Annotated in this window: 9 protein-coding genes; 3 read left to right on the forward strand and 6 right to left on the reverse strand. The window is 70.3% G+C overall.

The window, feature by feature from the left end:
* Together H0488_RS18435 and H0488_RS18440 are read right to left on the reverse strand one after the other, a co-directional pair.
* The coding region (locus H0488_RS18435; RefSeq protein ID WP_183100703.1) for a PhoX family protein at window positions 1–1,962 on the reverse strand (1,962 nt) is incomplete at its 3' end.
* 72 nt (window positions 1,963–2,034) lie between these two features.
* Complete coding sequence (locus tag H0488_RS18440; RefSeq protein WP_183100704.1) at window positions 2,035–3,630, reverse strand: AMP-binding protein; 1,596 nt, start codon at window positions 3,628–3,630, stop codon at window positions 2,035–2,037.
* Between the two features lie 198 nt (window positions 3,631–3,828).
* Between H0488_RS18440 and H0488_RS18445 the strand changes: the two genes are divergently transcribed.
* The 3 genes from H0488_RS18445 to H0488_RS18455 all read left to right on the forward strand — a co-directional run bounded on the left by H0488_RS18445 (window position 3,829) and on the right by H0488_RS18455 (window position 5,745).
* A complete protein-coding gene (locus H0488_RS18445; protein ID WP_183100705.1) occupies window positions 3,829–4,191 on the forward strand; it encodes a hypothetical protein in 363 nt (120 codons plus the stop codon).
* Between the two features lie 174 nt (window positions 4,192–4,365).
* On the forward strand, window positions 4,366–5,064 hold the full coding sequence (locus tag H0488_RS18450) for a response regulator (RefSeq protein ID WP_312856428.1): 699 nt from the start codon (window positions 4,366–4,368) through the stop codon (window positions 5,062–5,064).
* A gap of 78 nt (window positions 5,065–5,142) precedes the next feature.
* The gene (locus H0488_RS18455; protein WP_183100707.1) at window positions 5,143–5,745 is read left to right on the forward strand and encodes a hypothetical protein; all 603 of its coding nucleotides are present in this window, start codon (window positions 5,143–5,145) and stop codon (window positions 5,743–5,745) included.
* Between the two features lie 115 nt (window positions 5,746–5,860).
* On the opposite strand, the gene H0488_RS18460 is transcribed toward H0488_RS18455, so the two are convergent.
* The 4 genes from H0488_RS18460 to H0488_RS18475 form a co-directional block, all read right to left on the reverse strand.
* The gene (locus tag H0488_RS18460) at window positions 5,861–6,481 is read right to left on the reverse strand and encodes a methyl-accepting chemotaxis protein (protein WP_183100708.1); all 621 of its coding nucleotides are present in this window, start codon (window positions 6,479–6,481) and stop codon (window positions 5,861–5,863) included.
* Complete coding sequence (locus tag H0488_RS18465) at window positions 6,478–8,307, reverse strand: GAF domain-containing protein (protein ID WP_246372449.1); 1,830 nt, start codon at window positions 8,305–8,307, stop codon at window positions 6,478–6,480. Before H0488_RS18465 ends, H0488_RS18460 begins: the two co-directional genes overlap by 4 nt.
* A 109-nt stretch (window positions 8,308–8,416) precedes the next feature.
* Entirely contained in the window at window positions 8,417–8,887 is a 471-nt protein-coding gene (locus H0488_RS18470) for a chemotaxis protein CheW (RefSeq protein WP_183100710.1), read from the reverse strand.
* Window positions 8,884–10,582: chemotaxis protein CheA (locus tag H0488_RS18475; RefSeq protein WP_183100711.1), on the reverse strand; the 1,699-nt coding region annotated here is incomplete at its 5' end. The genes H0488_RS18475 and H0488_RS18470, both read right to left, overlap by 4 nt.

Raw genomic sequence — 10,582 nt, forward strand, 5'->3', positions numbered from 1 at the left:
CGACCGGTCCTCGTCGTACAGCAGGGGGCCGCAGGCCTCGGCACCCTTGGGCACGGTGAGGAACTGCTTGACGTGGCCCCGCTCGGGCCCGGCGACCGGCACCCGGAAGATGCCGTCGTTGCCGCCGAGCTGGGTGCCGTCGGTCGAGATCCACAGGTTGCCGGCGGTGTCGAAGGCGACGTTGTCGGGGCAGCTGATCGGGCTGACCTTCGCCTTGTCGTAGCCGGCGAAGTAGGACTCGGGCGCCTCCGGGTCACCGCAGATCATCATCAGGTCCCAGGTGAAGGTCTTCCGCGCGTGGTCGCCGTTGCCGGGCGTGATCTCCAGGATGTAGCCGTTGCGGTTGCCGGACTTGGTCTCCAGCGGAGAGCCGGGGCTGGTGCGGGTCATCGACGACGTGATCGGGTTCGCCTCGTCGGCGGGGAAGGTGGAGCCGCGGCCGGAGTTGTTGGTCAGCGCGGCGTAGATCTTCTGGTTGACCGGGTTCACCTCGACGTCCTCGGGGCGGTCCATCTTCGTCGCGCCGACCTGGTCGGCAGCGAGCCGGGTGAAGACCAGCACCTCCGCGACCGACATGTCGGGGATGAACGACTCCGTGTCGGAGCACAGCGGGATCCACCGACCCGTGCCGTCGTGCTCCCCGTCGGCCTCGCCGTCGCCGGTGAACTTCGCGACGTAGAGGGTGCCGGTCGTCAGCAGCTGCATGTTGTGGCGCTTGGCCGCCTTGGTGCGGCGCGGGTCGAGCTTGCCGTCCGAGACGAACTTGTACAGGTAGTCGCCGCGCTCGTCGTCACCCATGTAGACGCACACCCGCCCGTCCTCGGCGATGCCGATCTCGGCGGCCTCGTGCTTGAACCGGCCGAGCATCGTGTGCTTCCGCGGGGTCGAGGCCGGGTCCATCGGGTCGATCTCGGCGACCCACCCGAAGCGGTGCGGCTCCTTCGGGTGCGCGGTCATGTCGAACCGCTCGTCGACCGAGCTCCAGCCGCGGCTGCCGCTGCCGGTGAGGCCGTAGCGGGCGTACTGGGCGGCGAAGCGGGAGTCGAGCGCCCCCGACCTGTCGAAGTACTGGTTGAAGTTCTCCTCGCCCGTGAGCACCGTGCCCCAAGGGGTGATGGCGCCGCCGCAGTTGTTGAGCGTCCCGAGGCAGGTCCGGCCTCCGGTCTGCGCCTTGGTCTGGAGCAACGGGTCACCGGCCGCCGGTCCGGTGAAGCGGAACTCGGTCCTGATGTGGATCCGACGGTTGAGCCTGGCCTTGGAGAGGTTCTTCTGGCGGAACCAGGACCCGGGAACCACGCCCCGCTTGATCTGTACGACGGACAGGCCGTGGTTGGTCATCGCGACCGCCTTGATCTCGTCGTCGGTGTAGACGCCCGCCGGGAACATCAGCTGCTCGTCGGTGTACTCGTGGTTGACGACCATCACCGCCTTGTCGTCGCTCAGCGGCAGGACGGCGACGTAGTCGGCGTTGTAGCCGAACTGCTGCTCGGCCGCCGCGACCGTCTGGTTGCGGACGTCGAACCTCGGCGCGCCCGCCACCACGGGGTCGCCCCACTTGATGACCACGTTGTGGGTGAAGCCGTCGGCGACGACGATCGCATCGCGGCGGTTGGGTGCGACCGGACGGAAGCGGGCCTGCGCCAGCGGGCCACCCGCAGGTGCGACCGCGCTCCGCTTCGCCGCCGGCTCGACCGCGGCGGCAGCGAGCGTCCCGGCTCCGGTCGTCGCCACCAGGACCCCGGCGCCGACCGCGGCTCCCCGGAGCACCGAGCGGCGCCCGACGGCCTTCGCGATCTCGTCCTGGATGTGGCCGTTCTCGGACGTGTTCGGCACGGGGTGGTCGCAGGCGTTGCCACACTTGAACCGGCAGGTCATGAACGACCGGGAACCGTGGCGGACACCCTCACGGGTGACCGGGGTGAGGGACAGCAGGGGGCGGTGCTCGGGGCGGGTGACAGTCATGGCTCGGAGCCAACCGACAACCGCTGAACCGGCACCGCTCCCCCGGTGTCCGGCCGGTGAAGTCCTGGGGAACTACGCCAGGTCGGCGGCCGTCCTGCCCTTGAGGTCCTTGCGCAGGATCTTGCCGGACGCGGACTTCGGGATCACCGGGATGAAGTCGATGATCCGGATCTTCTTGTGCGGAGCGACCCGCTCGGCGACGTACGCCATCACCTCGTCGGCCGTGAGCGACGCCCCCTCCTGGACGACGACGAAGGCGTGCGGGACCTCGCCGGCCTCCTCGTCGGGGTGGGGCACGACGGCGGCGTCCGCGATGTCGGGGTGGGTCAGCAGCACGGCCTCCAGCTCGGCGGGCGGCACCTGGTAGCCCTTGTACTTGATCAGCTCCTTCAGGCGGTCCACGACGTAGACCTCGCCCTCGGGCCCGACCTCGACGATGTCGCCGGTGTGGAGGTAGCCGTCGGCGTCGATGGTCTCGCGGGTGGCCTCGTCGTTGCCGAGGTAACCGACCATCACGCCGGGACCGCGCACCCAGAGCTCGCCGGGTGCCGTGCGTCCGCCCGGCACCGCCTCGATCTCCTCGCCGGTGAGCGTGTCGACGACCTTGAACTCGACGTTGGCCACGGCCATGCCGACCGAGCCGACCGAGATGTCGTCGCGGTCGAGCGGAAGCGCGTGGGAGACCGGGCTGAGCTCGGTCATGCCGTAGCCCTGGAGCATCCCGCAACCGAGCCGGGCCTTGACGGCGTCACCGAGGGACTGGTCGAGCGGCGCGGCGCCGCTGAGCACCGCGCGGATGCTCGACGTGTCGATGGTGTCGACCGCCGGGTGCTTGGCCAGCGCGACCGCCATCGGCGGGGCGATGTAGAGGAAGGTGATCCGCTGCTCCTCGATCAGCCGGAGGAAGTCGTCCAGGTCGAAGCGCGGCATCGTGACCAGCTTGGCGCGCACCCGGAGGGTGACGCTCATGATCACGTTCATGCCGTAGATGTGGAAGAACGGCAGCACGGCCAGGACCACGTCGTCGCGCTCCTCCTTGATCACCGACATCGACTGCTCGACGTTGGCGACCAGGTTGCGGTGGGTGAGCATGACGCCCTTGGCCTTGCCGGTCGTCCCCGACGAGTAGGGCAGGACGGCGAGGTGGGTCGACGGGTCGATCGAGATGTCGGGCGGCGTTGCTCCCTCGGACAGCAGGTCGAGCAGCGACTCGTGCCCCTCGGCGCCGTCGAGGACGATCACGTTGTCGGCGGCCAGACCGACCTCGCTGCACCCGGCCAGGGCACCCGGGAGCAGGAGGGACACGGTGACGTAGCGGATCGCACCCGAGTCACGCAGCTGGTTGGCGATCTCCGGTGGGGTGTAGAGCGAGTTGATGGTGGTCGCGGTCGCTCCTGCACGCAGGATGCCGTGGAACGCGATGATGAACGCCGCGGTGTTGGGCACCTGCAGCGCCACGACGTCGCCGGGCTTGATCCCGCGAGCGGCCAACGCACCGGCGAAGGCGTCGATGCGGGCGCGCAGGTCGCCGTACGTCGTCTCGGTCCCGGTCGCCGAGTCGAAGACCGCCGGGCGCCCGAGGTCGTCCTCGGTGAGTCCGGAGAAGAGGTATTCGTACAGGCTGACGTCGGGGATCTCGACGTCGGCGAAGGGGCTCTTGAACGGCACAGGTGGGTCCTCTCGGGCGAACGTGATCGCTGTCACCCGAACCGTAGCGCCGCTGGCCGCCCATTGGCGTCGTGCTGTCGCACAGGACCGGGACCCGGGTCCTGTGCACGGGACCACAGAACCGGGACTTCAGTCCCGTAACGCCACTCGCGGCCGCGTCGTTTGGCAGGCCAGGGAGTCCGAGTCGGGGAGGGTGTCGTGGAGCAGATCGAGCTGCAGCTGAGCGAGTTCACGCTGCGCAGCCGTTCGGTGGCGGTCAGCCACGTGGCGGCCGGCCTGCAGCGCGGTCTCGAGCTCGGCGAGCCGCTCGTCGTGAGCGACACCGGCCGCGGGCGCTTCTTCGCCGCCGTCGTGGCCGATGTCGACTTCGAGCTCAGTGACACCGTCTACCGGATCGAGCTGGGCTCCCGGCTCGCTGCCGAGGAGGCCTCGGACTGGTTGGCGCCGGCCACCGCCCCCGAGTCCGACGAGTTCACGACGCGCCAGATCCTGGAGCTTCTGGGCGAGCTGAACCGCAGCCGCCGGATGATGCGTGCGCTGTCGGACGACGTCGCGCACTGACCCCGCACACTGACCCCGCGCACGCGATCAGCGACGCCGGGACGTGCGTCCGGCGACGGGCTCTAGTCCTTTCGGATGGGCACCGGGAGGACGAGCGGGCAGAAGATCCGGTTCTGGGCGGCATTCCCGTCCGTTAGGCCTCCACGGACCCCGTCACGTCGGCAGAGTGACCCTGTGCCAGCGAAGCGACCGATCCGCGTCTACCTCCTCGACGACCACGACATCGTCCGTCGAGGCCTCGCCAGCCTGCTCGAGGGCGAGCCCGACATCGAGGTCGTCGGCCAGTCCGGACTCGCGAGCAAGGCCCTCCAGGAGATCCTCGAGCTGCGGCCGGACGTCGCCGTGCTGGACGCCCATCTGCCCGACGGCAACGGGCTCGACATCTGCCGCGAGGTGCGCGCCGTCGACCCGGACATCAAGGCGATGATCCTCACCAGCTACCAGGACGACGACGCGATCTCGGCGGCGATCCTCGCGGGCGCGGCCGGCTACGTCCTCAAGCAGATCGAGGGCAACTCGCTCGTCAGCGGGATCAGGCTGGTGGCCAGCGGCCACTCCCTGATCGACCGCTCCGTCGCGGCGCGGGTCATGGAGCAGGTGGAGTTCCACAAGCGTTCCCTGCAGGTCATCTCCGACCTCACCCCGCAGCAGAGCAAGATCCTGTTCCTCATCGCCGACGGCCTCACCAACCGGGAGATCGCCGAGCGCCTGTTCCTCGCCGAAAAGACGGTCAAGAACCACGTGACGGCGCTGCTGAGTCGGCTCGGGGTCGCCCACCGCACCCAGGCGGCCCTGCTCGCGCAGCGGCTGCGCGGAGAGACCCCGCTCGCGGTCGACACCTCGCTCGCGACGGCGCGCAAGGGCGTGAGCTGACCCCGGCTCCCCGCTGACCGGCGCCAGGTTCGTGCGCCGCGGTCGTTCACGGCACGGACGTCTCGGTAGCCTCCGGCTATGCCGTTCGCCCGAGCGTCCCGCCCAGTCCTCAGGCTCGCCGCGGTCGCCGCGGTCGTCAGCGTGGCGGGATGCGGGAGCAACGGTGACGGGAACAACGGTGACGGGAACAAGGACCGACGACCGGGGTCGTCGCGCCCCGGTTCCACGACGGTCAGCGACCCGGTGGGCGACACCGAGAACTCCATCAACCTCGGAGATCCGTCGGAGACCACCGTCGACGTCGACGTCGAGGCAGTCACGCTCGACTACGGCAGGAGCGGCCTGCGCGTGACGGTGGCGTACGCCGAGCCGCTCGACCCGCACCCGGAACCGGCGAACCTGATCGTCCACATCACGGCTCGCGGTTCCTTCGACGACGAGGTCCTCAAGTGGTACGACGGTCGTCGCCCCCACGTCGTGGGCGAGGACGGGGTCCGCACGGCCTGCCGACCGCCGGCGTCCGAGGTCGACCACCCCGCCGGGTTGGTCGAGCTGACGGTGCCGACGGGGCAGCGGTGCCTCAGCGAGGATGACCCGCCCGGGAAGGTCACGGTGTCGGTCACTGCCTGGGGTGGGGGCGCGGTGGACTTCGTCGACAAGGCCGTGGTGACGCTGCCCTAGCCCTCCGCGTCCGCCCCGCGGCAGGCTCCCGCCCGCCCGGGAACGTGTGAGGTGGCCCCGGGAGCGTCGCTCCCGGGGCCTCCTCCTCTGCGAGTCCGGCAGGACCCGCGCGGTCTCAGACCTCGAACTTGCCCACCAGGTCCTTGAGCTGCGAGGAGATGTCGGTCAGCTGCGTCGCCGACTCCAGCGTCTCCTGGGCACCCTGCCGGGTGTCCGCCGCGGCGCTGGCGACCTGGGTGACGTCCTCGGCGATGCCGTTGGCCCCGGCGGCCGCCTCGGTGACGGACCGCGCGATCTCGTTGGTCGTCGCCGTCTGCTCCTCGACCGCGGACGCGATCGTGGTCTGGATGTCGTTGATCCGGGCGATGACCTCGGCGATCCGGCCGATGGCCGACACGGCACCCTGGGTGTCGTTCTGGATCGCCTCGATCTTCTGGCCGATGTCCTCGGTGGCCTTGGCGGTCTCCTTCGCCAGCTCCTTGACCTCGTTGGCGACGACGGCGAACCCCTTGCCGGCGTCACCCGCCCGCGCGGCCTCGATGGTCGCGTTGAGGGCGAGCAGGTTGGTCTGCTGCGCGATCGAGGTGATCACCTTGATGACCTGGCCGATCTCCGCCGACGACTCGCCGAGCGAGGCGACCGTGGCCTCGGCTCCCCCGGCGACGTGGACCGCGTCGGTCGCGACCGAGGCCGCCTCCGTCGCGTTCTTCGCGATCTCGCGGATGCTGGCGGTCATCTCCTCGGCCNGGTCGCGCCCTCGCCCATCCCTTGCGACAGGCCCGTCAGCTGCTCGGCGGAGGTCGCGAGCGCCTCGGCCGTGCGGCTGATGTCGCCCATGCTGGTGCGCATCGTGCTCAGCAGCGACCGCAGCCCGGCCGCGACCTGCCCGACCGCGTCGTCGCCCTCGATGTCGATCTCGCGGGTGAGGTCGCCCTCCGCCGCCGCCGACACCACGCTGAGGATCCGCTCGACCTTGGTCTTGAGCTCGGCAGCGGCCTCACGCTCGGCGGTGTCCTTGCCGATCCGCTCGATCGCCGACGAGACCAGTCGCCCGACGTTGCGCAGCGCGTCGAGACGCTGCGGCGAGGGATCCAGGGTCTCGGTGGCGAAGAAGTCCATCGTCCCGACGACCTCTCCCCCGACCATGACCGGGAAGCACACCCCGGACTTCACCCCGACCTTCTGGGCGACCGGCGCGCGGACGCAGTCGGTCATCTCGCCGATGTCGGCGGTGAAGAACAGGTCCCGCTGGGCCCACGCGCGACCCGACAGACCGATGCCCTCGGCGAACGACGCCTCCAGCGTCACCCGCCGGAACTCCGGGCCGGCGTCCCCGGACTCGCAGCGGAACTTCAGCTTCCGATCGGCCGGGTCGACGGCCCAGTACGAGCCGTACGTCAGGCCGAACTCGCGTCGTACCGTGTCGAGCGCGACCTGGACGGCCGTCTCGACGTTGTCCTCCGACGAGAGCGCGGACAGCACCTGGTTGACCGCCGTGGTGTCGGCGGCCGCTTCGGCGTTCGACCGCTCCAGCCGCAGCTTCTCGGTGATCACCTCCCAGGTCGCCATCGCGCCGATGTAGGCACCGTCGCTGTCGCGGATCGCGGAGACCAGCAGGTCGAGGACCTCGGGACCGACCTGGATGTTCGCACGGCGCGGCAGCATGCCCTCGTCGGACAGGATGCCCCGCTGGTAGCCCGGGTTCTTGTGGAAGATGTCCAGGCTCGAGCCCACGACGTCGTCCGCCTTCACCGGCAGGTGCTCCTCGAGCCCACGCAGCGTCTCCAGGGACGCGGGGTTCATGTACGTGATGGTGAAGTCGCGGTCGGCGAACATCATGTTCGTCGGGCTGTTCTCCATCATCGAGGTGATCCGGGCGACCTCGGACTCGAGCCGGACCTTGGCGGTCACGACCTCCCAGGTCGCCATCGCGCCGATGTAGGCACCGTCGCTGTCGCGGATCGCGGAGACCAGCAGGTCGAGGACCTCGGGACCGACCTGGATGTTCGCGCGGCGCGGCAGCATGCCCTCGTCGGACAGGATGCCCCGCTGGTAGCCCGGGTTCTTGTGGAAGATGTCCAGGCTCGAGCCCACGACGCCGTCCGCCTTCACCGGCAGGTGCTCCTCGAGCCCACGCAGCGTCTCCAGGGACGCCGGGTTCATGTACGTGATGGTGAAGTCGCGGTCGGCGAACATCATGTTCGTCGGGCTGTTCTCCATCATCGACGTGATCCGGGCGACCTCGCGGTCCGCGAGCATCTGGTCGGTGACGTCGACCGCGGTGACCAGCGAGCCGAGGTAGCGGCCCGACTCGTCATGGACGGCCGTGAAGGTCGACTCGACGGTACGGTCGGCCAGCTCGATCCGGTGCGTCGACGGCAGGTAGGACCCGTCCCGCACCAGCTCGGCGCCCAGCTCGGGGTGCGTCCAGAGGTTCGCGAACGACGTACCCACGAGCTCGTCGGCACCCTCCCCGGGGAGCAGCGCGACCAGCTCGCGAGCGGCCTGGTTGGCGTGCCGGACCAGGTAGTCGGGCCCGACGAGGAACGCCGGCGACGGCATCGCATCGATGAGTCCGTACGACGTCCGCGCCGCCGATGCCCGGCCGCTCTTCCTGGTGGGCGCGCCCGACGGCCGGTCGCCGTTGATAGCGGGCGCGCTGGTGTCGAGTTCAGTCACGGTTCCCTCCGGTTATTTCAGTAGTGACGTCGAGTGCCCGGTCGGCGTCGAGGACGAGCAGGATCTCGTTGGGCAGGATGCGAACGCCGTGGACGACGTCGCGGACGACGACCGGCATCGTCGATGGCACCGGCTGGAGCTCGAGGTCGGCGACGTCGATGACGTCGCCGATGTCGTCGACCAGGATGCTGACGATCTCGCCACGGCTGCGGACGATGACGTTCATCGGCAGCCGCTCGGGGTCGCGCGACGGCAAGCCGAGGCGCACCCGGAGGTCGACGGCGGTGACGATCTGTCCTCGCAGGTTGATCAGGCCGGAGACGGCCTCGTGGGCCCGCGGCACCCGGGTCATCGGCTGGTGCCGGATCACCTCCTGCACCTCGTCGACGGCGACGCCGAAGAACAGCTCGTCGACCCAGAACGTGCAGTACTGGCCGGCGGTCGTGGTCGTGGTGGTGCTCATGACGCCACCACCGCCTCCAGGTCGACCAGGTCGGTGACCCGGCCCTGCACCACCGCCGAGCCCAGTACGCCGGACCGCCGACCGACCGCCGTCCGGACGACCTCGGTCTCGACGACGTCGAGGACCCGGTCGATGACGATGCCGACCGCGCGCTCGTCGGCCTCGTGGACCACCACGGCGATCTCCTCGGCATCGAGCGAGCTGTCGACCAGCCCGATCAGCGGCGCGAGCCGGACCAGGGGCAGCAGCCCGCCGCGGTACTGGACCACCTCGACGTCCCCGCTGCGTTCGACCCTGGCGGCCGGGATCTCCTCCAGCCGGGCGACGTCGGCCAACGGCAGCGCGGCGCGCTGACCGCCGACCTCGAGCACCAGCAGGGCGATCGCGTCGTTCGACGCATCGGCCCTCTGGTCGTTCGTGTCCGCCTCGGTGGGGCCCACGCCCTGGGACTTGGCCAGGCCGGCGACGTCCAGGATGAGCGCGACCCGGCCGTCGCCCATGATCGTGGCACCGGCGTACATCCCGAGGTTCTTCAGCTGACGCCCGATCGGCTTCACGACGATCTCCTGGGTGTCGTGGACCTCGGACACGCAGAGGCCGAAGCGCAGGTCGTCGCTCTGCAGCACGACCACCGTGATCGCCTCGGCGTCCGCAGCGCTGCCCCCGAGCGCCTCGGCGAGGTGCACCAGCGGCAGCAGGTCACCGCGGAGCCGGAGCACCGGGGCGCCGGCGAGGTCCTCGACGTCGCGGCCGAGCTCGTCGCCCTCGATCCGGACCAGCTCGACCAGGTTGGCCTGCGGGATGGCGTACCTCTCGCCGCCCTCGGCGACGACCAGCGCGGGGATGATCGCGAGGGTGAGCGGGATCCGTACCCGGCAGGTGGTGCCCTGCCCGGGCTCGGAGTGCACGTCGACCGTGCCGCCGATGCGTTCGATGTTCGTGCGCACCACGTCCATCCCGACGCCGCGTCCGGAGATGTTGCTGACTGCCGACGCGGTCGAGAAGCCGGGCCGGAAGATCAGGCCGAGGATCTCCCTTGTCTCCATCCGGGCGAGCTGCTGCCGGGTGATGGCGCCGTTCTGGACCGCGACCTCGGCGATCCGTGCCGGGTCCATGCCGGCGCCGTCGTCGGTGATCTCGACGACGACCTGGCCGGACTCGTGGAACGCGCGGAGGGAGAGCGCACCCTTGCGCGGCTTCCCGGCAGCCTCGCGCATCTCCGGTCGTTCGATCCCGTGGTCCATCGAGTTCCGGACCAGGTGGGTGAGCGGTCCCTTGACGGCCTCGAGCAGGCTGCGGTCGAGCTCGGTGTCGTGGCCCTCCATGGTGAGCTCGACCTCGCGGCCGAGCTGGAGCGCGAGGTCGCGGACGACGCGCGGCATCTTCGACCACACCTGGCCGATCGGCTGCATGCGGGTGCGCATCACCGACTCCTGCAGCTCGCTGGCGACCAGGTCGAGGCGCTGGCTCGCGCGCACCAGCTCGACGTCCTCGTGGCTCTCGGAGCGCTGGAGGATCTGGTTGCGGGTCAGCACGAGCTCCCCGACGAGCTGGACCAGGTTGTCGAGCAGCTCGACGTCGACCCGGACCGAGGAGTCGACCAGCCCGCGCCGCTCGGTGCCGTCCCAGCCGGCCTCGGGAGGTGTGTCGGCGGCGGGGTCGACCGGTACGACGACCGGCGCGCCGCGGCGGTCG

Source organism: Nocardioides pelophilus (assembly GCF_014180685.1).
In the GTDB taxonomy this organism is placed as follows: Bacteria; Actinomycetota; Actinomycetes; order Propionibacteriales; family Nocardioidaceae; genus Nocardioides; species Nocardioides pelophilus.

Bases quoted from the DNA above. Each gene is read 5' to 3' on its own strand.
- H0488_RS18460 (WP_183100708.1), bottom strand. From the start codon at position 6,481: ATGACCGCCAGCATCCGCGAGATCGCGAAGAACGCGACGGAGGCGGCC.
- H0488_RS18470 (WP_183100710.1), bottom strand. From the start codon at position 8,887: ATGAGCACCACCACGACCACGACCGCCGGCCAGTACTGCACGTTCTGG.
- H0488_RS18455 (WP_183100707.1), top strand. From the start codon at position 5,143: ATGCCGTTCGCCCGAGCGTCCCGCCCAGTCCTCAGGCTCGCCGCGGTC.